This window comes from Rhodococcus sp. 114MFTsu3.1 (assembly GCF_000383555.1).
Lineage (GTDB): Bacteria > Actinomycetota > Actinomycetes > Mycobacteriales > Mycobacteriaceae > Rhodococcoides > Rhodococcoides fascians_E.
In genome coordinates this window covers 1-20733 of record NZ_KB911551.1, presented here as the reverse complement: position 1 = coordinate 20733, position 20733 = coordinate 1, and the positions used below count along the sequence as shown (strand labels likewise).

24 protein-coding genes and 1 other RNA gene are annotated in these 20733 nt (G+C 66.2%); 11 read left to right on the top strand and 14 right to left on the bottom strand.

Translation table 11 applies throughout. The annotated features are described in order from the left end of the window. Positions 1 to 52: 52 nt before the first annotated feature. Positions 53 to 1657 carry an alpha/beta hydrolase gene (locus H292_RS0115090; protein WP_196806176.1) on the bottom strand — a complete coding sequence of 535 codons (1605 nt, stop codon included), beginning with the start codon at positions 1655 to 1657 and terminating at the stop codon, positions 53 to 55. 58 nt (positions 1658 to 1715) lie between these two features. On the opposite strand from H292_RS0115090, the gene H292_RS0115085 reads away from it, so the two are divergent. The 4 genes from H292_RS0115085 (at position 1716) to pip (ending at position 5902) form a co-directional block, all read left to right on the top strand. After that, entirely contained in the window at positions 1716 to 3428 is a 1713-nt protein-coding gene (locus H292_RS0115085; protein ID WP_231383861.1) for an NAD+ synthase, read from the top strand. Between the two features lie 117 nt (positions 3429 to 3545). Further along, positions 3546 to 4391 (top strand): 3-methyl-2-oxobutanoate hydroxymethyltransferase, encoded by an 846-nt coding sequence (gene panB, locus H292_RS0115080; protein ID WP_019666000.1) that lies wholly within the window; start codon positions 3546 to 3548, stop codon positions 4389 to 4391. Between the two features lie 31 nt (positions 4392 to 4422). Next, positions 4423 to 4866, top strand: a complete 444-nt coding sequence (locus H292_RS0115075; RefSeq protein ID WP_019666001.1) for a hypothetical protein — start codon at positions 4423 to 4425, stop codon at positions 4864 to 4866. 1 nt (position 4867) lies between these two features. Further along, positions 4868 to 5902, top strand: coding sequence for a prolyl aminopeptidase (gene pip / locus H292_RS0115070; RefSeq protein WP_020111953.1), 1035 nt, complete (start codon positions 4868 to 4870; stop codon positions 5900 to 5902). Here the strand turns inward: pip and H292_RS0115065 are convergent. The 3 genes from H292_RS0115065 to rnpB form a co-directional block, all read right to left on the bottom strand. Then, the gene (locus tag H292_RS0115065) at positions 5830 to 7296 is read right to left on the bottom strand and encodes an RNB domain-containing ribonuclease (RefSeq protein ID WP_020111952.1); all 1467 of its coding nucleotides are present in this window, start codon (positions 7294 to 7296) and stop codon (positions 5830 to 5832) included. The two genes, pip and H292_RS0115065, sit on opposite strands and share 73 nt — an antisense overlap. A 2-nt stretch (positions 7297 to 7298) precedes the next feature. After that, positions 7299 to 7484 (bottom strand): hypothetical protein, encoded by a 186-nt coding sequence (locus H292_RS0115060; protein ID WP_019666004.1) that lies wholly within the window; start codon positions 7482 to 7484, stop codon positions 7299 to 7301. A 17-nt stretch (positions 7485 to 7501) separates the two neighbouring features. Beyond that, positions 7502 to 7943, bottom strand: an RNA gene (gene rnpB, locus H292_RS27710) — RNase P RNA component class A. 52 nt (positions 7944 to 7995) lie between these two features. Between rnpB and H292_RS0115055 the strand changes: the two genes are divergently transcribed. Both H292_RS0115055 and H292_RS0115050 read left to right on the top strand, forming a co-directional pair. After that, positions 7996 to 8517 (top strand): DUF1697 domain-containing protein, encoded by a 522-nt coding sequence (locus H292_RS0115055; protein ID WP_019666005.1) that lies wholly within the window; start codon positions 7996 to 7998, stop codon positions 8515 to 8517. Continuing rightward, entirely contained in the window at positions 8514 to 9758 is a 1245-nt protein-coding gene (locus H292_RS0115050; protein WP_019666006.1) for an SLC13 family permease, read from the top strand. The genes H292_RS0115055 and H292_RS0115050 overlap by 4 nt, the downstream gene beginning before the upstream one ends. Here the strand turns inward: H292_RS0115050 and H292_RS0115045 are convergent. From H292_RS0115045 to cobC, 4 genes are read right to left on the bottom strand one after another with little or no spacing between them, the layout of a single operon-like run. Beyond that, on the bottom strand, positions 9747 to 10841 hold the full coding sequence (locus tag H292_RS0115045; RefSeq protein WP_027498841.1) for a bifunctional RNase H/acid phosphatase: 1095 nt from the start codon (positions 10839 to 10841) through the stop codon (positions 9747 to 9749). The genes H292_RS0115050 and H292_RS0115045 overlap by 12 nt on opposite strands. After that, positions 10829 to 11566: a zinc ribbon domain-containing protein gene (locus H292_RS0115040; RefSeq protein ID WP_026347932.1), complete on the bottom strand. Its 738-nt coding sequence runs from the start codon at positions 11564 to 11566 to the stop codon at positions 10829 to 10831. The genes H292_RS0115045 and H292_RS0115040 overlap by 13 nt, the downstream gene beginning before the upstream one ends. A gap of 43 nt (positions 11567 to 11609) precedes the next feature. Beyond that, positions 11610 to 12755, bottom strand: a complete 1146-nt coding sequence (locus H292_RS0115035) for a Nif3-like dinuclear metal center hexameric protein (RefSeq protein WP_020111950.1) — start codon at positions 12753 to 12755, stop codon at positions 11610 to 11612. Beyond that, on the bottom strand, positions 12752 to 13810 hold the full coding sequence (cobC, locus tag H292_RS0115030; protein ID WP_020111949.1) for an Rv2231c family pyridoxal phosphate-dependent protein CobC: 1059 nt from the start codon (positions 13808 to 13810) through the stop codon (positions 12752 to 12754). The genes H292_RS0115035 and cobC overlap by 4 nt, the downstream gene beginning before the upstream one ends. A 103-nt stretch (positions 13811 to 13913) precedes the next feature. On the opposite strand from cobC, the gene H292_RS0115025 reads away from it, so the two are divergent. From H292_RS0115025 to H292_RS0115015, 3 genes are read left to right on the top strand one after another with little or no spacing between them, the layout of a single operon-like run. Then, entirely contained in the window at positions 13914 to 14609 is a 696-nt protein-coding gene (locus H292_RS0115025) for an HAD-IA family hydrolase (RefSeq protein WP_019666011.1), read from the top strand. Beyond that, the gene (locus H292_RS0115020; RefSeq protein WP_255183008.1) at positions 14596 to 15084 is read left to right on the top strand and encodes a low molecular weight protein-tyrosine-phosphatase; all 489 of its coding nucleotides are present in this window, start codon (positions 14596 to 14598) and stop codon (positions 15082 to 15084) included. Before H292_RS0115025 ends, H292_RS0115020 begins: the two co-directional genes overlap by 14 nt. Before the next feature lie 33 nt (positions 15085 to 15117). After that, positions 15118 to 16107, top strand: coding sequence for an SURF1 family cytochrome oxidase biogenesis protein (locus tag H292_RS0115015; RefSeq protein WP_020111948.1), 990 nt, complete (start codon positions 15118 to 15120; stop codon positions 16105 to 16107). On the opposite strand, the gene H292_RS0115010 is transcribed toward H292_RS0115015, so the two are convergent. Next, positions 16048 to 17031 carry a cobalamin biosynthesis protein gene (locus H292_RS0115010; RefSeq protein ID WP_020111947.1) on the bottom strand — a complete coding sequence of 328 codons (984 nt, stop codon included), beginning with the start codon at positions 17029 to 17031 and terminating at the stop codon, positions 16048 to 16050. The genes H292_RS0115015 and H292_RS0115010 overlap by 60 nt on opposite strands. 55 nt (positions 17032 to 17086) lie before the next feature. Further along, complete coding sequence (locus H292_RS28755; protein WP_019666015.1) at positions 17087 to 17212, bottom strand: hypothetical protein; 126 nt, start codon at positions 17210 to 17212, stop codon at positions 17087 to 17089. 148 nt (positions 17213 to 17360) lie between these two features. Between H292_RS28755 and H292_RS0115000 the strand changes: the two genes are divergently transcribed. Then, positions 17361 to 17924, top strand: coding sequence for a hypothetical protein (locus H292_RS0115000; RefSeq protein WP_019666016.1), 564 nt, complete (start codon positions 17361 to 17363; stop codon positions 17922 to 17924). Between the two features lie 4 nt (positions 17925 to 17928). Here the strand turns inward: H292_RS0115000 and H292_RS0114995 are convergent, their stop codons facing one another. From H292_RS0114995 to H292_RS0114980, 4 genes are read right to left on the bottom strand one after another with little or no spacing between them, the layout of a single operon-like run. Continuing rightward, a complete protein-coding gene (locus H292_RS0114995) occupies positions 17929 to 18177 on the bottom strand; it encodes a hypothetical protein (RefSeq protein WP_019666017.1) in 249 nt (82 codons plus the stop codon). Between the two features lie 42 nt (positions 18178 to 18219). Next, positions 18220 to 18642: a hypothetical protein gene (locus H292_RS0114990; RefSeq protein ID WP_231383860.1), complete on the bottom strand. Its 423-nt coding sequence runs from the start codon at positions 18640 to 18642 to the stop codon at positions 18220 to 18222. 25 nt (positions 18643 to 18667) lie between these two features. Next, on the bottom strand, positions 18668 to 19345 hold the full coding sequence (locus H292_RS0114985) for a GAP family protein (RefSeq protein WP_020111944.1): 678 nt from the start codon (positions 19343 to 19345) through the stop codon (positions 18668 to 18670). A gap of 22 nt (positions 19346 to 19367) precedes the next feature. Beyond that, positions 19368 to 20261, bottom strand: coding sequence for a LysR family transcriptional regulator (locus tag H292_RS0114980; protein WP_019666020.1), 894 nt, complete (start codon positions 20259 to 20261; stop codon positions 19368 to 19370). A gap of 118 nt (positions 20262 to 20379) precedes the next feature. On the opposite strand from H292_RS0114980, the gene H292_RS27175 reads away from it, so the two are divergent. Then, positions 20380 to 20733: aldehyde dehydrogenase family protein (locus H292_RS27175; protein WP_037188545.1), on the top strand; the 354-nt coding region annotated here is incomplete at its 3' end.

The following is a 20733-nucleotide window of genomic DNA, read 5'->3' as shown; positions in this document are numbered from 1 at the left end:
CGGTCTCACTGCGGGGAGCTCTCACCTGGGGAAGAACACCCGTGAAGTTCCGTCAGCACACCAAATCGTTACCTGGCGGGGTCAGATCGACGAGGTAGTCGACCACCGGTTCGTCGACGCAGTTCTCGCCGGAGAACGCAACCGTGTGCTGGGCCCCGTCGAACGTGATCAGGTCCGCGTCCAGTTGACGGGCAAGTTCGACGCCTGCCTGGTACGGCGTCGCCGGGTCAAAGGTCGTCGAGATCACGACCAGTTTCGGAAGTCCCTCGGCCGAGATCGTGTAGGGAGTGCTGGTGTTGGGGACGGGCCAGAACGCGCAGACATCGAGCGGTGCGTTTCCGGTTCCGCGTCCGTCGTCGAGGAAAGGAGCAGCTTCCCGATACCGTCGGTCTGCTTCTCCGGCCTCGGCGCGGTCGGTGGTCGGTGGATCGTCGACGCAGCGGATGGCGTTGAACGCGTCGTCCAGATTGGAGTAGGTGCCGTCGTCGAGACGGCCACTGTAGGTGTCGGCAAGGCGGAGCAAGGTGTCTCCCCTGCCCTCCTGCAGTTCCGCCAGGCCCACACGCAGGATCCGCCACAGGCTCTGCGAGTACAGGGCTTGCTGCGTTCCGGTGATCGCGTCGTCGTAACCGAGTCCGCGCGGATCCGTGGTGGCGGCGGGCGTTTGGATCAGTGGGTCGACGAGCTCCCTGAACGTCCGGTCCGCGGCGGCCGGGTCCGGCCCGAGAGGGCACGCCTCGCTCTGTGCGCAGTCCTCGGCGAACGCCTCGAATGCGCCTTGGAACGCAGCTCCTTGCTCGACGGCCTCGTCGACGGGGCTCTGCTCGGGATCGAGTGCACCGTCGAGAACCATGGCGCGGACTCTGTCCGGGAACGCTTCCGCGTAGGCGGCGCCGATCCGCGTTCCGTACGAATAGCCGAGGTAGGTGAGCTTCTCGTCGCCCAGAACCGATCGGATGACGTCCATGTCCTGCACGACCTCACGGGTACCGACGTGTTCGAGTACGTCGGCACCTGTTCGCTCGACGCATTTCGCGGCGTACTCGCGATGATCGTTCTCCACTGCGGCGATGCCTTCGGGCGAGACGTCGACGTCCGGCTCGGCGCGTTCGAGGTCGGTTTCTTCCGCGGTGAGGCACCGAACTGCGGGCGTCGACGCGCCGATTCCGCGGGGGTCGAAGCCGATTCGGTCGAAGTTCTCCGCGAGTGCGGTGTCCTCGGCCTGGGTGGCGAGGTACAAACCGGACGACCCGGGTCCGCCCGGGTTGAAGAGTATGGATCCGGTGCGCTCACCCGACGCCTGCACGCGGGACACCGCGATCTGTGCTGTCGGGCCGTCCGGGTCCTGGTAGTCGAGCGGAACGGTCACACGGGCGCACTCGACGGAACTTCCGAGCACGGTTCCATCGGTGTTGTAGTCGTCGCACGATCCCCAGTCGAGTTCCTGCGTGAAATAACGCTCGAGACCTGCTGGGATCACGCCGGCACCTGGCGACGCCGACGCAGTGTTCTCCGGCAGCGGCGTGCCCGACTCGACGTCGGCGCTCCCGCAGCCGGCAGCCACCGTCACCGCGACAGCACCGAGGGCTGTCGCCACCGTTAGTCCGTGACGCCGTCCGTGGCGGGTACGTGCTGTCGGATCCGAGGAGACGCTCATGAGGTGAAATCGTGCCAGAGCGGGCGAGGTGCAGTCTGCGGCACTAGTGTTTCCAGTCGTGCAGGCACTGCGAACAGCCCTTGCCCAGATCAACCCGACAGTCGGTGACCTCACCGCGAATTCCGAGCTGATCGTGGATTGGACGTCGCGCGCCGCCCAGGAAGGCGCCCAGGTCGTGGTGTTTCCGGAGATGGCCCTGACCGGTTATCCGGTGGAGGACCTCGCGCTTCGCCCGGAGTTCGCGCACGCGTCGCGCGACGCTCTGCGCGACCTCGCCGATGCACTCGACCGAGCCGGATGCGGTGACGTCGTCGCCGTCGTCGGGTACCTCGACCGCGATGCGGTGGGATCGAGAAACAGCGCCGCCGTTCTGTTCCGTGGCGACGTCGTGTCGCGGTACGACAAGCACGAGCTTCCCACCTACCGAGTCTTCGACGAGCTCCGATACTTCGCCCCCGGAACGCGGTTGAGCATCACCGAGGTGAACGATGTTCGCCTGGGAATCGTTGTCTGCGAAGACATCTGGCAGCCCGGCGGGCCGGTTCCCGCGTACGCGGCGGCCGGAGTCGACGTGCTGCTGTGCCTGAATGCGAGTCCGTTCGAGCGCGGCAAAGCGGAGGTCCGCTTGTCGGTGGTCCAGCGGCGGGCAGCCGAGGCTGGGGTACCCGTCGTCTACGCCAATCTGGTCGGTGGTCAGGACGAGCTCGTGTTCGACGGCGGCAGCATGGTCGTCGCCGCCGATGGAGCCATCCTCGGCCGTGCCCCGGCGTTCACCGAACACCTGCTGTGCGTGGACCTCGACGTCTCCGACGCGCGACGTCCCGACGGCGGCCCACCGCCGGGATGGTCCATCGACCGGAACACCGTGCCGGATCTCCTCGTCCGCGGGTGGGATCGGCTACCTCGATCGGTGGCAGAACCCTCGGACGACCTGGCGTCGACGTGGGCGGCACTCGTCACCGGGTTGCGCGATTACGTCCACAAGAACGGGTTCGCCTCGGTGGCGCTCGGCCTGTCCGGTGGCATCGACTCCGCTGTGGTCGCGGCGATCGCCGTGGACGCTCTCGGAGCGGAGTCCGTGTACGGCGTCGCGATGCCTTCGCAGTACTCCTCGGACCACTCGCTCGCGGACGCGAACGATCTTGCGTCGCGCACCGGGCTGCATTTCGGCATCGAGTCGATCGTCGACATGGTGCGGTCGGTGACGGACCAGCTCGGCCTCTCCGGCGTCGCGGAGGAGAACGTTCAGGCGCGGTGCCGCGGCATCGTTCTGATGGCGATCTCCAACTCGGCCGGACATCTGATTCTCGCCACCGGCAACAAATCCGAACTTGCCGTTGGCTATTCGACCATCTACGGTGACGCCGTCGGCGGGTTCGCCCCCATCAAGGACGTACCGAAATCCATGGTGTGGGAGCTGGCGCGGTGGCGTAACGACGCAGCGGTCGGACGCGGCGAGGTGCCCCCGATTCCGGAGGCGAGCATCGACAAGCCTCCGTCGGCAGAGTTGCGCCCGGATCAACTCGACACCGATTCGCTCCCGGAGTACGACCGGCTCGACGCGATCCTGTTCCGCTACGTCGACTGCGATCAGGGTGAGGACGACATCGTGGCGGCAGGCTTCGATCCCGTGGACGTCGCAGACATCGTGGCCAAGGTCGACGCGGCCGAACACAAACGTAGGCAGTATCCGATCGGAACCAAGGTGACGTCGAAGGCGTTCGGTCGGGATCGACGCATGCCGATCACCGACGGCCGACGGAGAGTGTGACGAATTGCACGTCCGGGTGCGCTTCGGCGTCGGTCGTGCCGGTGGCAGACTGAGGTCGTCATCAACCCCATCCCGGGGACCCGCACGGCGGGCCTCGAGGAACCGAAAGGGACAAAGATGTCCAACGATTCTGTGTACGGCTCGTCCGATGCGTCCGTCTCCGGTTTGACCCGCAAGACTCGCACCCATCACCTGCTGCAAATGAAAGCCGACGGCGAGCGGTGGGCCATGCTCACCGCGTACGACTACTCGAGCGCCCGCATCTTCGAGGAAGCGGGCATCCCGGTCCTCCTCGTCGGCGACTCGGCAGCGAACGTCGTCTACGGCTACGACACGACGGTGCCGATCACCATCGACGAACTGCTGCCTCTGGTTCGGGGCGTCGTCCGCGGAGCTCCCAACGCACTCGTCGTCGCCGACCTCCCGTTCGGCACCTACGAGTCCTCGCCTCAGCAGGCACTCGCGACGGCCACCCGATTCATGAAGGAGGGCCTCGCGCACGCCGTGAAGCTCGAGGGCGGCGAACGCGTCGCAGATCAGATCGCCGCGATCTCCGCGGCCGGCATCCCGGTCATGGCGCACATCGGCTTCACACCGCAGAGCGTGAACGGCCTCGGCGGCTTCCGCGTGCAGGGCCGCGGTGACGGTTCCGAGCAGCTCGTCGCCGACGCCATCGCCGTCCAGGAGGCAGGAGCATTCTCCGTCGTCATGGAGATGGTGCCCGCCGACATCGCGGGCCAGGTGACCCGCAAGCTCACCATCCCGACCATCGGCATCGGAGCGGGCAACGAAACCGACGCCCAGGTGCTGGTCTGGCAGGACATGGCGGGCTACACCAACGGCAAGACCGCCAAGTTCGTCAAGAAGTTCGGCAACGTCGGAGACGAACTGCGGACCGCCGCTGCGACGTATCTCGCCGAGGTTCGCGGCGGAGTCTTCCCCGGTCCCGAGCACAGCTACTGATCGGTCACCTGCAGGTGGCACACTCGGTGCCATGAAACCTGGTCTTCGTAGTTCTCGCCGTGCAGCCGCCGCCGTCCTGGGGGCGGCTGCCGTCGTCGGTCTGGCAGCGTGCGGCACCGACTCCGCCAATACCGGATCGTCGGCGTCGCTGACCACCACGACCACGGCCCCGGTCACCACCACCGATGCGGCTGCTGCCGGTGACACGATCACCGACCAGCAGAAGCAGCAGCTGTGCACCGATCTCGGTGAGCAACTGCAGGAATGGCGAATCCAGGGGCCGACGCTCGGCCGCGGTGGGCTCAACATCGTCGTGCAGACATGGGCGGCGCAGAGCGGAGTCATCAACCTGCAGGTGGTGCAGAACCGCTCGATCATCGACGACATCACCATCGACAACTGCTCCGACGTCCGTGACGAAGCCCTGCGATCACTCGACATCCCCGACTTGGCATCGGGACTGGTGGGCTTCTGACGTGGCACGTGATCTCTACCCGGCCATCGAGCCCTACGCCAGTGGCCACCTCGACGTCGGTGACGGCCAACAGATCTACTGGGAGACCAGCGGTAATCCGGACGGACTCCCCGTCCTGTTCGTCCACGGAGGGCCCGGCGGTGGAACCGGACCTGCGCAGCGCCGCTACTTCGACCCCGAAAAGTATCGAATCGTGCTGTTCGACCAGCGTGGCTGTGGCAAGTCCCGACCTCATATCGCGGACAGGAGTGGAGCCGGCGGAACGACCAAGGGGTGGGACATGAGGGTCGACTGGGCGGTGAACACGACTGGAAAGCTTGTCGGCGACATCGAGAAGTTGCGGACTCATCTCGGCGTCGACACCTGGCTCGTGTTCGGTGGTTCGTGGGGTTCGACGCTGTCCCTCGTCTACGCACAGACCCACCGCGACCGGGTCACCGGCCTGATCCTGCGCGGCATCTTTCTGCTCCGCCGCAGTGAGATCGACTGGTACTACAACGGCGGCGCGGGCCATCTCTTCCCCGAACAGTGGGAGAAGTTCCTGGCACCTGTCCCGGATGCAGAACGACACTTGGATCTGGTCGAGGTCTACCACCGGCTGCTGAACTCCGACGACCGCGACGTCGCCACCGCGGCGGCCATCGCCTGGTCGTCGTGGGAGGCCGCGACGAGTTATCTCATTCCCCGCCCGGAGCAGATCGCCTCCAACGAGGACCCGCGATTCGCCCTGGCCTTCGCAGGGATCGAGAACCATTACTTCCGCAACGACGGATTCCTGCGCGAGAACCAGTTGCTGGAGGACGCGCACCTCCTGGCCGGAATCCCCGGCGTCATCGTTCAGGGCCGGTACGACGTGGTGTGCCCGGCCACGAGTGCCTGGGCCCTTCATCGGGCGTGGCCGGATGCGGAATTGACGATCGTGGACGATGCCGGGCATTCCGCGTCCGAGCCCGGCATCATCCATCATCTCGTCGAGGCGACCGACCGTTTCGCCTCGACAGCGTCACCCGGCGCCGTGCCACCGTCCGCCTCGTAAGCGAACTCGACACGGCGGGAGGCGGTGTCGGCGACGGTCAACGTCACCGACACCGCTTGCCCTTCCGGCGGATCCCCCACGCATTTGCCGATGACGATCGGATCGGCCACGAACACCTCGGCGGTCTTCTTTCCTTCCGCCCCACGCAGAACGAGAGCGGAGAACGCCTCGCCGACGCGGTCGTTCAGAACGTGCGCTTCGGTCAGGTCGATGCACGCTCGATCCACTTTGGACGCAACGGAATCCGATCCGCGCATGATCGCGGGCAGATCAGGGAGCGCAGTCCGCGCCCACTCGGGGATGTCCGTGCCAGCAACCACCGCGAGGCATACTTCGGTGGCGAACCTGTCCGACAGCCGGCGAAGCGGCGCCGTGACGTGAGCGTAGGGTGCTGCGATTCCGGCGTGCTCGGGCGATTCGGGGATTTCCCCGTCGAACGCCACGTAATCCGCGCCTCGCAGCAGACTCGTTGCCTGAGTCATCATGGCCAGCGTCGTAGGTTCGTCACCCGGTAACCCGGCGAGCACGGCTCCAGCCGATGCACCTGCGGGCCATTCGATTCCGAGCATCTCCGCTGTCTTCTTCAACGAGTCGACGGCGTCCTCCGGGGCCGGCGGCAAAGTGCGGAGCAGTCCGATTCCGGCGTCGAGCATGATCGACGCTGCGCACATCCCCGTCAGCAGCGACACCTCGGCGTTCCACGCGTCCACGGCGGTCCGCGCCTGCAATTCGATGCGCCACCCTGCACCGTCGGCTACCACGTCCTGCTCCGGCAAGGTGATGTCCAGTGCACCTCGGCGCAACGCGGCCTGCGCACGCAGGCGACCGAAGTCGCCGAGAGCGGCGATCGACGGATGCGGGGAACCTGCATCGAAGTCGGCTTGGACACCCGCGTAATCGAAGCGGGCAACGGATTTCACCGTCGCTCTCGACACCGTCCACGCGACTGCGTCACCGGATTCGTCGAGTTCGATCCGCCACAGCGCTGCCGGGCGAATCTCGTTCGGCAGCAGACTGGCCGAGCCTTCCGACAGCACCCGCGGGTGAAGCGGTACCGAACCGTCGGGCAGGTAGAACGTCTGCCCGCGCTGACGAGTCTCGGTGTCGAGCCGGCCCGCAGGCGTCACGATGGACCCGACATCCGCGATCGCGTAATGCACGACGAATCCACTGGCGAGTTTCTCGACGTGCACCGCCTGATCCAGATCCATCGAACCGGGCGGATCGATGGTCACCAAGGCAAGGTCGGTGCGGTCTTCCCTCTCGGACGCGTATCTGTCCTGGGCGGACTCGGCCTCGGCGAGTGCGTCCGCCGAGAAGTGCTCGGGCAGGTCGAACTCGGAACGGATGGGGTAGAAGTCGAAGGCGGTCGCGGACAGTCGCGCCGAGACCACCGTCAGTTGTTCCAGTCGTCGTCGGCCTTGTCCGCAGCTTTGTTGCGCTCGGCTGCGATCTGAATGGCGCGCTCGGCGGTGGCACGGTCCGGATACGGGCCCATCCGGTCGAGTGCCCCGGATTCCTTGCCCTGCGAAACCGTCTTGGTGCGTACGTCGTAGTACCAGGCGTCGTCTTCTGTACTCATGAGAGCAAGCCTAGGTGCGAACGAGTCGGCATGTAAGCCGGATCCTGTGAACCGGCCCGCCGAAACGGGACGGAACGACGACCATCCATCTGGGCACACCGTCGCCGGGTACCTCGAGCAGTCCACCCGCAGGCTCGGGCGAGCAGCCCTCGAACACCTGCGCAGTCGCACTCCCGAGGGAATGCGACCTTCGACCTTGCTCCGGGCGGGGTTTACCTAGCCACCCCAGTCACCTGGGGTGCTGGTGCGCTCTTACCGCACCGTTTCACCCTGACCCGCGTCGTGCTGTCCGAAGACAGAACGAGCGCGGGCGGTCTGTTTTCTGTGGCACTGTCCCGCGAGTCACCTCGGGTTGCCGTTAGCAACCGCCCTGCTCTGTGGAGTCCGGACTTTCCTCGGCTCGAAGCTTGGCGGAATCGCTCCGCCAGTTCCCCGTGCCGCAGCCGTCCAACCGACTCGTTCGCAGGATGGAACTCTACCCGGTCGTACGGCTGGAACTAGAGTTCACCTCATGGATCACGTCGTCCTGCTGCGCGGAATCAACGTCGGCGGAATCAACATCAAGATGGTCGACCTTCGCCAGGCGCTCTCGCAGGCCGGGTTCGAGCCGGTGCGCACGGTCCTCGCGACCGGCAACGTGCTGCTGTCGTCGCCGCTGTCCCCCGCGGAACTGAAGCCCGCGATCGAGAAGACCCTCGCCGACACATTCGGATACGAGGCGTGGGTGATCGTCCTCGATCCGGCCACCCTGAGCGCCATCGTCGACGACTATCCGTTCGACGCCGAACGCGACGGTTGGCACCCGTACGTGATCTTCGGAAACAACGACGAGCATCTCGCGGAACTGGCGCGGACGGCCGAAACGCTCGATCCGCAGCTCGAGCGAGTCTCCCTCGGCCGGGGCGTCGTCTACTGGGAGGTCGTGAAAGGAAACACCACCGACAGCATCGTCGGAAAGTTCACGGCGAAAGCAAAGTACAAGCCCACCACCACTACCCGGAACCTACGCACCCTCGTCAAGATGCTGGCGTGAGCGTCGTAGCGGCCGCACTCGTTGCGGCGGTGCTGATCTTCGCGATCGTCCGGCCCCGCGGTCTGCCGGAGATCGTCGCGGCACTCCCGGCCGCAGTGGCGGCACTACTGCTCGGGCTCGTCACCCTGTCCGACGCACGCTCGCAGGTGCTGGAACTGCTCCCGACCGTCGTGTTCCTGGCGTTCATCCTCGTTCTCGCCCATCTCGCCGACGCACTGGGTGTCTTCCGGTGGACGGCTTCGATCATGGGCAGATCTGCCCGCGGCAATCCGCATCGGCTTCTCGGTTCGGTGTTCGTGGCCGCCGCCGTCACCACAGCCGTGCTGAGCCTCGACGCGACTGTCGTGCTGTTGACGCCGGCGGTGATCGGCGCGGCGCGGGCTCTGCGTATGTCGCCTCGGCCGCACAGTTATGCGACAGCGCACCTGTCGAACTCCGCGTCGACGTTGCTGCCGGTGTCGAACCTGACGAACCTTCTGGCGTTCACCGCGACGGGCCTGACGTTCGTGCATTTCGCCGCGCTGATGGCGCTGCCGTGGATCGTGTCGATCGTGATCGAGTTCGCGGTGTTCTGGGTGTTCTTCCGCGCCGACCTTCGGCACGGTGCCACGCGATCCGAGCAGCACTCGGTGACGGAACCCATCGTCGCGCCCACGGCGGCGCTGGTGGTTCTGGGCGCAACGTTGCTGGGCTTCGCCGTGGCAGGGTTCTTCCACGTCGAACCGTTCTGGGTCGCGGCCGTGGGCGCGTGCGCTCTCGCCGTGCCCGCACTGAAGCAGGGTTACACCGTGCCGTCGCGCATGCTGCGGGCCGCCGACCTCACATTCTGCGGATTCGTGCTGTTGCTGGGAATTGTCGTCGAGGGCGTCACGGCAGGGCCTATCGGCGACTGGCTCGCGAGCATCCTGCCCGGCGAGGCGTCGTTCCTCGGCCTGTTGACGACCGCCGCCATCGCAGCGGTCGCGTCGAACGTCGTCAACAATCTGCCCGCGACGCTGATGCTGCTCGCCGCATTCGGCTCGTCCGCTCCCCCCGGTCTGCTTCTCGCGATGGTCGTGGGCGTCAACCTCGGGCCCAACCTGACCTACGTGGGCTCGCTCGCGATCATGTTGTGGCGCAAGGTCGGCGCGGCACACGACGAACCGGCGTCGTTGCGCACCTTCACCGTCCTCGGTCTGATCAGCACACCGCTGACGATCCTCGGTGCCGTCGCCGCCCTCTGGCTCGCCCTACAGATATGACGTGTCGTTGACGAGTCGGACCGAGGCACCGCCGTCGGGATAGAACTCGGCGATGCTGAGCGACGCGAGATCCAGATGCAGCCGGTACAGCAACGACGGCCCGACATCGAGAGCGAGCTGCAGCAGCATCTTGATCGGGGTCACGTGGCTGACCACGACGACCGTCGACCCCGCGTACGACGCGACCAGCTTGTCGCGGGCCACGGTGACCCGCTCCAGGACGGTGTCGAAGCTTTCGCCTCCCGGTGCGGCGACCGAGGTGTCACCGCGCCACTTCTGGTGGACGTCCGGGTACTTCTCGAACGCTTCCTTGAACGTGAGGCCTTCCCAGTCACCGAAGTCGGTCTCGGTCAGTTCGTCCAGCGTGGAGACCTCGAGGCCTACCTTCCGGGCGAGCGCGCCTGCCGTCTGCTGCGCCCGGCCCAGCGGCGAGGCGACGATGGCCGCGATGTCGTCTCGCTGCGCCAGACGGGCGGCCGCTGCGGCCGCCTGACCCTCGCCGATCTCGGTCAGTGGCGGGTTTCCTCGGCCCGAGTAGCGACGCTCCACCGACAGCGGAGTCTGTCCGTGCCGCAGCAGAAGCAGCCGCGTGGGCTCACCCGTCGCTCCGGTCCATCCGGGTGCGGCCGGCTTGACATCGCGGTCCTTCGGGGGCTCCAGTTCCCGACCGTCGGCCGCGGCATCCATCGCCTCGTTCGCCAACCTGTCCGCGTGCGAATTCTGTGCCCGTGGAATCCACTGGAACGTGACGCGGTCGAAACCGCGGACCAGGTCGGCGGCCTCACGGTTGAGCGGAATCATGTCCGGGTGCTTGACCTTCCAGCGCCCGGACATCTGCTCGACGACGAGCGTGGAATCCATCCGCACGTCGACCTCGCGCGCACCGACCTCGCCTGCAGCAGTCAACCCGGCGACGAGGCCGCGGTACTCGGCGACGTTGTTGGTCGCGACGCCCAACGCGAGACGGCGTTCTGCGAGCACCTCGGAGCGGTCGGCGGACAGCACCACGGCGCCGTACCCTGCCGGGCCCGGGTTGCCCCGAGATCCACCGTCCGCCTCGACGACAACCCTCACAGACCGGATTCCTTGGTGCGCACCAGAATGGCGTTGCACTCCGAGCATCGCACCAGCTCGTCGGCGGGCTTCGCCGCGATGCGCGAGATCTCGCCTCGATCGAGTTCGATCCGGCAGGCGCCGCAGCGTCGGGCCTGCAGTAGCGCGGCGCCGCGGCCGGTGAGAGCGCGCTGCTTCTCGTAGACTGCCAACAGCTCGTCCGGGAACGTGCTCGCCAGTTCCGATCGCCGTGCGGTGGCGCGCTGCTCCGCGGAATCGACATCGGCCACGGCGTCGTCTCGCCGACGTCCGGCGTCGACGAGCTCGTCCTCGATCTGGGTCAGCTGCGCCCCGGCGTGGTTGTAATCGGTCTCCGACGCCTCGCGCCGCTCCATGACCTCGAGAAGTTCCTCTTCGAGGATTCCCTGCCGACGTTCGAGGCTGGCGAGTTCGTGCTGGAGCTCGGACATCTGTTTCGCTGCGACGGTGCCGCTGTCGAGGAGCGAGCGGTCGCGGTCTTCACGTTGGCGGACCGCGTCGACCTCGCCTTCGAGCTTCTTGATGTCACGGTCGAGGTCGTCCATCGCCATCTGGACCGTGACGGCTGCGTCCTTGCGGGCGATGCGCTCGGCCTCGAGCTTCTCCACCTCGGCCTGCTCGGGAAGACTTTTACGACGGTGCGAGATCTGCGTCAGCTCGGTGTCCACTGCGGCCAGTTCGAGAAGTGAGGCCTGCACTCGGGGATCGACATTCACGCGTGATGACTCCTGCGACTATGGAAGAAATATTCGGCCAAGCCTACCGGCTCCGATCGTCCACCGAACCCACTGTCCACGGATCGGTCCTGCGGGTACTGACGCGGCTGCTCCATCCCCCCTCGTCGCCGAACTCTGCGTCGACGATGTGTCGGGCCTGCTCGCACCACGGCCACTCCGACGCCCAGTGCGCGACGTCGACCACGGCTGCGCCTCCGGCGCGAAGGTGCTCGTCGACGACGTGATGCCGCAGGTCCGAGGTGACGTAGACGTCGGCTCCGAGGGATGTCACTGCACTCAGATAGCCGTCGCCCGCTCCCCCGCACAGCGCGACCGTGCGGATCTCGGTGTCGGGATCGCCTGCCGCCCGTACGCCCCACACCGTATCCGGCAACACCGCGCGCACTGTTCGTGTGAACTCGCGCAAGGTGGTGGGTCTGTCCAGCACCCCGATCCGTCCGAGGCCCGTGCAGCTCGGGAGCCTGACTTCCTCGAACACGTCGATCGCCGGTTCCTCGTACGGGTGTGCTCGCGTCACGGCGTCCAGAATGTCCGCCCGCTTCGACGCAGGCGCAACCACCTCTATGCGGTCCTCGTCGACTTTCTCGAGCACACTGTGGTCGCCGATCGCCGGCGTCGATCCGACGCCGGGCAGGAACTGGCCGAGCCCTCGGGTGCTCCAGCTGCAACGGCTGTACTGTCCGATCGCTCCTGCGCCGGCGTCGAACAGCGCGTCCCTGACGGCGTCGCTGTGCGACGTCGGAGTGAACACGACCCACTTGTCCACTCGCGGTCCGTCGATCGGATCGAGGGGGCGCGTGTGTGTCACGCCGAGCGCATCCGCCAGGGCGTCGGACACGCCTGGGTTGGCGCTGTCGGCATTGGTGTGCGCGGTGAACAGTGCGCACCCGGCCCTGACGAGACGGTGGATGAGTGCGCCCTTGGGTGTGTTCGCGGCGACGGTGTCCACGCCGCGGAGCAGGAGTGGATGGTGCACCACCAGTAGGTCGGCGCCCATGTCGATGGCTTCGGCGACGACCTCCTCGGTCGCGTCGACGGCGTAGAGAACTGTGCCGACGCGATCGGCCGGGTCACCGCACACCAATCCGACCGAATCCCAGCTCTCGGCGAGCCGCGGCGGATAATGCGCCTCGAGTACCGCGATGACGTCGGCGAGAAGGACTGTCACTGTTCACCTTTCGATCGTGCGTGCTGTGGCGGTGAATTCTTCGGCAAAGATTTCGTCAGGGCATCGACGAGGACATCCACCTGCGCGGACGGGCGAACGGCCACACGCAGGTGACCCGGCGCCAGTCCCGGGAAGGTGTCGCACCGGCGAACCGCGACACCGTGGTCACGCAACCGCCGACGCACCCCCTCCGCGTCCGGAACGGACAGAAGCAGGAACGGTCCGCGCGCGGGCCCGTGCACATCGATCCCGAGCGCGGTCAGACGTCGCGTCATGTCCTCGCGTTCGGCTGCGATGACCGATGCCCTGGCTTCGGCCGACGCAACGGCGTCCGGTTCGCTGCACGCTTCGATGGCCTCGATCTGCAGACTTCCGAGCGGCCAGTGCGCCCGCCCGACGGTGAGTTCGGCGAGGACGTCCGGATGCCCCAGCGCGTATCCGCACCGCAGTCCGGCGAGCGCCCATGTCTTGGTGAGACTGCGCAGCACCAGCACATCGTCGAGGGAGTCGGAGGCAACGGACTCGGCTTCACCGGGCACTGCGTCGGCGAAGGCTTCGTCGACGACGACGATGCGTCCGGGGCGACGCAGACCCAGAATCGAGTGTCGCTCGTGCAGCACCGAGGTCGGGTTGGTCGGGTTACCGACGACCACCATGTCTGCGTCCTCGGGAACCGCGCTGGGATCCAGCTGGAACGGCGGAGCCGACACGACGTGTCGGACGGGTATGCCTGCTTGGCGCAACGCGAGTTCGGGCTCGGTGAACGACGGATGGATCAGTGCAGCCAGCCGTGGTTTCAGCTGTGGCAGCATCGCGAACCCCTCCGCACCTCCGGCGAGCAGAAGGACTTCTTCCGGGGCTCGGCCGTGTCTGTGCGCGACGGCTTCCCGCGCGCGCAGGTCGGCGTCGGCGGACGGGTAGGAGCCGAGCGAATCCAGCGATCGGCTCAGCCGTTCGCTGAGCCAGCGAGGTGGGCCTGTTCCTTGGACGTTGACTGCGAAATCGATCAGTCCAGCTCCCACTTCGGCGTCACCGTGGTGACGGAGAAGCGACATCGCGTCCAATTCTTCCCTGTCCTTTCGTTACCGACGAGCGTATCCCGCCCCGGCCGCGAGCGGAGCATGCGAAGGCCCGGCCACCAACCGATATGGTTTTGTCATGACAAATCTCGACGCCGCGCGCAGTCCGCGAGCCACGGTGGTGCTGTTCGACCTCGACGGCACGCTCACCGATTCCGCACCGGGCATCCTCGCGGGCTTCCGGCACGCACTCGCCGCGGTCGACGGACCCGAGCCGACGGAGGAGCAACTCGCCCTGGTCATCGGGCCACCGTTGATCGACACTTTCGGCGCGATGGGGCTTCCCGACGACGTCGCCCAGAGGGCGCTTGCCGCGTACTTCGAACGATACGACGCCAAGGGCTGGGCGGAGAACACGGTGTTCGAGGGTATCGAGCCGGTGTTGGCAGAGTTGAAGAGTCGAGGGGTTCGACTCGGAGTGGCCACGTCCAAGTCCGAGCGGTTCGCGCACCGGATTCTGGATCACTTCGGACTGGCCGAGTACTTCGAGTTCATCGGAGGGGCGAGCAACGACGGCACCCGTCGCGCCAAGCCCGACGTGATCGCGCATTCGCTGCGCAACCTGGGCATCACGGCGACCGAGGCGTCGGCCGGCGGGACCCAGGGCGTCCTCATGGTCGGGGATCGTGATCACGACGTGCACGGCGCCGCTCGATTCGGCATTCCGGCGATCTACGTGGACTGGGGTTACGGAATCGCGGGTGAGAACGACGACGCCGCGTTCACCGTGACGACCATGGACGAACTGGCGAAGGTGCTCGGTGACAACACGTAAGCCCACCCTCCACGTGACGTTCGTCTGCACCGGCAACATCTGCCGGTCACCGATGGCGGAGAAGATCTTCGAGCAGCACCTGCGGGAGGCGGGGCTGGATTCGGTACGGGTGTCGAGTGCAGGCATCGACGGGTGGCACGAGGGCGAGGGCGCCGACCCGCGCACCGTTGCCGAGCTCGACGCGCACGGTTACGACAGCGACCACGAAGCCGCACAGGTCAACGACGATCACCTCGGCGCCGATCTGCTGGTCGCCCTCGACACCGGTCACGTTCGCGAACTACTGCGTCTCGGTGCGCCCGCCGACCGGATCGCACTGCTCAGATCCTTCGACGACGATGCGGACGACGAGTCCGTCGCAGACCCGTACTACTCGTCCGACGACGCGTTCACCACCGTCCGCGAACAGATCGAATCGGCCATGCCCGGGTTGGTGAGTTGGACCGAGAACGCCGTCTCCGACGAGGCGTCGTAGATCGATGTCGGGCGAGCCGCTACCGTAGTTGTCGTGCGAAGGCTCCGATTTCTGCTGCGTCCGGGTTGGTTGGCGGTTGCTGCTGTCGTCGCCCTGTTCGCTTACCTGTGCTTCACGGTGCTGGCGCCGTGGCAGCTCGGCAAGAACACGTCGACGTCGCACCGAAACGATCTGATCAACCAGTCCGTGGACGCCGAGCCCGTAGCGCTCGAGGAGCTGCTGACACCCACGGGCTTCGCCGACGACGACGAATGGCGTCGAGTCGTCGCCACCGGCGCCTACGAATCGGACAAGGAAGTGCTGGTCCGACTGCGCAGCATTCGCGAACAACCTGCGTACGAGGTGATCACCCCGTTCCGCCTAGACAGCGGGGAGACGATCCTCGTCAACCGGGGGTACGTGCTGCCGGTCCAGGGAACTCAGCCACCGACGATCGAGCCGGCTCCGACCGGTGAGGTGACGCTCGACGCACGCATCAGACGAGCCGAGGGAACCTCCCGTGAGCCCATCGAGGAAGCCGGGCACATCCAGGTCTACAACATCAACCCGGACCAGATCGGGACCGCCCTTTCCGTCACTCCCGTGCAGGGATACCTGCAGCTCGACGACGCCCAACCGGGCGGCTTGGGCGTGATCGAACTGCCGCAGACCGATTCCGGCCCCTACCTGTCCTACGGCCTCCAATGGCTGGCGTTCGGAATCATGGCACCGCTGGGCCTCGCCTATTTCGTCCGAGCCGAGTGGCGTGAACGCCGCAAGGCGACGAACCGTGATCTCGCGGACCCGACGGACGACGATCGGCTGGTTCCCGAACCGGACAGTCCTCTGCCTGATTCCACCGTGCGTGACTACCCAGCGCCCGACTCCCCTGCGCCTGACTCCTCAGCACCGACGGTGGCGGATCCGGAGCCCGAGTTCACCCTCCCGACGCGCCGGGAACGGAAGTCGCGAGCGAAGTCCGCGTCATCGACGAGGACCGCGCAGGATGCCCGCCTTGCCGATCGCTACGGCAAGGGCCGCTGACACAGCCGTCGCACCGATCTGGACCAGAGTAGACAGGCGCGCCGCGCGGTCCAGGTCCGCCGGTAGCGGATGTCTGCCGTCGCCGAGGGTCGGGCGGATCTCGACGCCGTGCGTGTACTCGGTTCGCCCGCCCAAACTGATTCCGAGTGCGCCCGCTGCCGTGGCTTCCGCCACGCCCGCGTTCGGGCTCGGGTGACGCGAGGCGTCAAACCGCCAGGCCCGCACGGCGTCGGCTGTTCGTCCGCCGACGAGCGGGGCGAGAACGGCCGTCACCACCCCGGTCACTCGCGCCGGCGCGAGGTTGATCACGTCGTCGAGGCGTGCGGCGAACCATCCGAACCGCTGATACCGCGGCGAGCGATAGCCGATCATCGCGTCCAGTGTGTTGACCGCGCGGTACCCGAGGATTCCGGGGACTCCGGCGACCGCACCCCAGAACACCACTCCCACAGTCGCATCCGAAGTGTTCTCGGCTACGGATTCGACCGAGGCACGTGTGAGACCGTCGGCGTCGAGGACACTGGGATCGCGCCCGCACAACGACGGAAGCAGGGCCCGTGCCTGATCGATCCGGTCGTGGCGGAGGTGCTCGGACATCGCGGAACCCGTCCGTGCCAACGATGTTCCACCCAGTGCGGTCCACGTCGCCACGGCCGTCAGTGCGACCTCCGCGAGAACGCCACGCCGGGCAGCAGCCGTCGTCGCCACCGACCCGGCGGCGACGACGGCACTCACAAGGAGGACTGTGTGGACTGCACCGGCTGCTCGGGCGTCACGGTAGGTGTGCCGTTCGAGCGCCGCTGCCGCACTACCGAACCCGGCGACCGGGTGATACCGACGAGGATCGGCCAGCGCCAGGTCGAGACCGAGCCCGAGCACCAAGCCGGCACCGCGACTGTCCCATCGCGTCCAGCGGAAGGTCATGGAAGCGACGGTAGCGAAGCTCTCGACCCATCCGCGCGCCCGGGTGCGGGAATTGTCAGGCCCAGCGCGACCTGTACACGCTTGCCATCTGGCGATTGTTGAACTCGAGATCGCGACCCGAGTGAAGCATCGCAGCTGCGATGCCGACGAAACCGACCGTTGCCATCAAGATCATTGCCATGGTGTCCCCCAAGGATCGCCGAGAGAGCCCGCTGTCGGGCCCTGATGATCTTGATTGTTACCGACGGGTAGAGAGAAGAAAATGCAGATGAGGGGGCCGTCACATGTGTCAACGGTCACCGAACAGAACCGAGGCTAGGATCGACCACATGACCGTAGAAGGCGGATTCCCGAGCGAGTCCACACCAGCAGCGACCACCACGGGGCGACCGAGTTGGGTCAACAAGGCAATCGTCGTCGCGGTCGCGGTGGTCGCGCTCGTGATCGCCTACCTCGTCCTGTCCGCATTCCTCCCGAGATGGTGGAGCATCAGGGTTGCCAACCTGTCGGATCAGGCGTTCAGCAAAGGCATCTTCTGGGGCCTCGTCTTCGGGATCCTGTCCACTCTCGTGCCGCTGCTGTTCTTCACCGCGGCGTGGCGCGTCAGGAAGAAGCGCGGCGGCAAGGTCACCGCGATCGTCTCGATAGTTCTGGCCGTCGCCGCTGCTGTCCCGAACCTGCTGACACTGTCCATCGTGCTCGGAAGCAGCAATGCTGCACATGCAGGAGAGCGCACCCTCGACACCGAGGCTCCCGGCTTCCGTGGAGCCACCGCACTCGGCGCGATCATCGCCGTCGTCCTGTTCGCTGCCTTGGTGTTCCTGATCGTTCGCGGACGCAGGCGTCGCGCGCAGAAGCGAAGTGCTGCCCAGGCTGCATCGCCTCAGGTCTGACCTGTCAGGGCACCACGGGCGCTTTTCCACCGTCGTAGGGCTCGACGGTGACCTGCTCTTCGGGAGTGAGGGACACAACGGCCGGGCCGGCCTCCTCGGTCACCGTGAGCACCACCGACAAGCCCTCCTGCGCTACGGACTCGATCCGTCCGCGCTGCTCTCCGGTTTCGTCCACGAGTGCGTAATCTCCGACCAGAACCAGCAATTCCTCGGCGGACAGTGTGCGGCGGCCACCGAAATCTTCCACAGTCATGCCTACACCGTAGGCGAAACGGCGCGGTGCGCGCCGCTGAAGTCACTCGTGCCCGGGTGGAGGATCGATGACCAGCACGTCGTCGATCGGCAGATGCAACGCCAGTTCCACCCTCCGCTCGTCCCAGCTGGGATACGCGGGGCGAATCCAGACGCGGGTGTCGTCGAGCTGGACCAGCAGGAACCGTCGCCACGTCCAGGTCTCGGCCGGATCGAGGAGGTCGGTGTGAGCGAGCACCGGCACGGGCGCGCGGCCCCACACCGGATTCGACAACGACGAAAGGCCTTGCTCCAGCAATACATCCGCGGCGTCGTCGACCGGGAGGCTCTGTGCGAGAAGGTGGCCGACGGGATTGACTGCGTCGACACAGCTCTCGTCGTAGTTCTCCGAGACTGTCCAGCCCACGATCTCACCGTCGGACGGACGCCTCACCGGAAGTCGGCTGCGCCACCGCGTGATATCCACTGCAACCACCTTACCGACCGCCTGCTCACCACAGATGTGTGTGATGAACCAGCGCATCGATCACGAGGACCGAGCCGATCACCGCGAACACCACTCGCACGGTCGCGGGGCCATAGGCCGTCAGAGCGCGCACCACGGATCGATAGCGTCGACGAGCAGACGGACTGCGCCCCATCGACAATGCGAGGACCGCCGCCGGAATACCGAGCGCGAGGAGGCAATAGAGCACGATGACGACGGGCCACGCGGCCGGCAACGGGTCGGACGCGGATATCATCGCGAGGCCGGCCAGATACGGTACGGCAGTAGGAGCCTGGACGATTCCGATGGCAAATCCCGTCGTCGCCAGGAGCGGCACACTCGCCCGGAAGCGAGCCGTCCACGCCGGCGGCGGACGCGAGGATCGTGGCATACACGCCAGAACGATCAAGGTGGCACCGATCGCAGCCTCGCCCCAGTACCGAACGGTCGGGGTGAGCTCGAAATCGACGATGCGGGAGAGAAAATCTATCCCGAGCACAGCCAGTATTCCGAAGGCAGTCGTGGCGGCGAAGACTCCGCCGAGAAAAGCCGATCCGGTTCGAAGCGGTGAACGCCTGTGCATCCGGGCGTCGTACGCGATCGCGGCGGTCAGACCGATCAGAAGAACATCCAGGGAATCGAGAAGTGCAAACCCGGTCAGCGCAGCGAACAACGTGATCATGTCGGTCCCAGCCTATACACGCTCACCCGTCCGATCGGAGATGAGGCGCGTCCGCCACGACCGCACGAAGCAGTTCGTCGACGGCTTTGACTCTCGCCAGCCCTGCCAGTTCGCGCGGTACTGCGACCCAGTACGTCCGGTCGATCGAGAACTGTTCTCCGGCCACGCGGACGAGGGTGTCGTCCGGTTCTCCGATGTAGCTGGGCAACGGCGCGATCCCGAGACCGCTGCGCGCGGCGAGCCAGTGACCGGTGATGTTGTTGGTCTGAATCTGCGCTCGTCCGTCGGTCAGAAACGAATCGAGTATCCGCAGCGGAGCCACGTCGAGGAGGGCGCCGACGTACCAGATGAGCGTGTGCTCTCGCAGATCGTCGCTCGTGGAGATTCTCGGATGGGACTGCAGGTACTCCTCGGTCGCGTACAGATACAACGAGTACGTCGCGAGCTTCCGATACACGACGAACCGCGGCGACGGTTGTTCCAACGTGATCGCGACGTCGAATTCCCTTGTGTTCAAGGTGTTGTGCTCCGTCGCCGTGACCAGTTCGACGTCGAGGTCGGGATGCTTCCGGCGCAGCGTGGTGAGGTTGGGCGTCAACACGAACGCACCGAATCCGTCCGGTGCGGCGATACGAACCGACCCGCTGAGCGAGCCGACGCTGGACGTCTGATCCTCGAATGCAGCGATCAAGGTCGACTCGACGGATTCCGCGTACCCGACCAGTCGTCGGCCGGCTTCGGTGAGACGCCATCCCGCAGGAGTGCGATCGAACAGTCGCTGACCGACCGATTTCTCGAGGCTCGTGATCCGTCGACCGACGGTGGTGTGGTCGACCCCCAGCGCCTTCGCGGCCTCGTTGAGGCGGCCGTGACGGGACACTTCGAGGAAGTAGAGCAGGTGGTCGGCAGTGAACACCCGACGAGGCTATCAGCGTCGTGCATTTTTGCACGCGCCACTGCGATATTGGCCTTTGACTAGCGCAAACTTGCGAGACAAGGTGGATGTCACAACGCCGAGACGAAGGAACCTTTTCGTGAGCACAATTTCGCACTGGTACGACAACAAGCCGTTCGCTGGTACCTCCACCACCACCGCACCGGTCACCAACCCCGCCACCGGCGAGGTCACCGGCCAGCTCGCACTCGCCAACCTCGACGACGCACGCACCGTCATCGACGCCGCCGCAGCCGCCTTCCCCGCCTGGCGCGACACCTCCCTCGCCAAACGCACCCAAATCCTCTTCAACTTCCGCGAACTACTCAACAAGAAAAAAGGCGAACTCGCCGAAATCATCACCGCCGAACACGGCAAAGTCCTCTCCGACGCCCTCGGCGAAATCTCCCGCGGCCAAGAAGTCGTCGAATTCGCCTGCGGCATCCCCCACCTC

Excerpts from the sequence above, each read along its gene's own strand:
- H292_RS0115090 (WP_196806176.1), bottom strand. The coding sequence starts at position 1,657 with ATGAGCGTCTCCTCGGATCCGACAGCACGTACCCGCCACGGACGGCGT.
- panB (WP_019666000.1), top strand. The coding sequence starts at position 3,546 with ATGTCCAACGATTCTGTGTACGGCTCGTCCGATGCGTCCGTCTCCGGT.
- H292_RS0115075 (WP_019666001.1), top strand. The coding sequence starts at position 4,423 with ATGAAACCTGGTCTTCGTAGTTCTCGCCGTGCAGCCGCCGCCGTCCTG.
- H292_RS0115060 (WP_019666004.1), bottom strand. The coding sequence starts at position 7,484 with ATGAGTACAGAAGACGACGCCTGGTACTACGACGTACGCACCAAGACG.
- H292_RS0115055 (WP_019666005.1), top strand. The coding sequence starts at position 7,996 with ATGGATCACGTCGTCCTGCTGCGCGGAATCAACGTCGGCGGAATCAAC.
- cobC (WP_020111949.1), bottom strand. The coding sequence starts at position 13,810 with ATGTCGCTTCTCCGTCACCACGGTGACGCCGAAGTGGGAGCTGGACTG.
- H292_RS0115025 (WP_019666011.1), top strand. The coding sequence starts at position 13,914 with ATGACAAATCTCGACGCCGCGCGCAGTCCGCGAGCCACGGTGGTGCTG.
- H292_RS0115010 (WP_020111947.1), bottom strand. The coding sequence starts at position 17,031 with ATGACCTTCCGCTGGACGCGATGGGACAGTCGCGGTGCCGGCTTGGTG.
- H292_RS28755 (WP_019666015.1), bottom strand. The coding sequence starts at position 17,212 with ATGGCAATGATCTTGATGGCAACGGTCGGTTTCGTCGGCATCGCAGCT.
- H292_RS0115000 (WP_019666016.1), top strand. The coding sequence starts at position 17,361 with ATGACCGTAGAAGGCGGATTCCCGAGCGAGTCCACACCAGCAGCGACC.
- H292_RS0114995 (WP_019666017.1), bottom strand. The coding sequence starts at position 18,177 with ATGACTGTGGAAGATTTCGGTGGCCGCCGCACACTGTCCGCCGAGGAA.
- H292_RS0114985 (WP_020111944.1), bottom strand. The coding sequence starts at position 19,345 with ATGATCACGTTGTTCGCTGCGCTGACCGGGTTTGCACTTCTCGATTCC.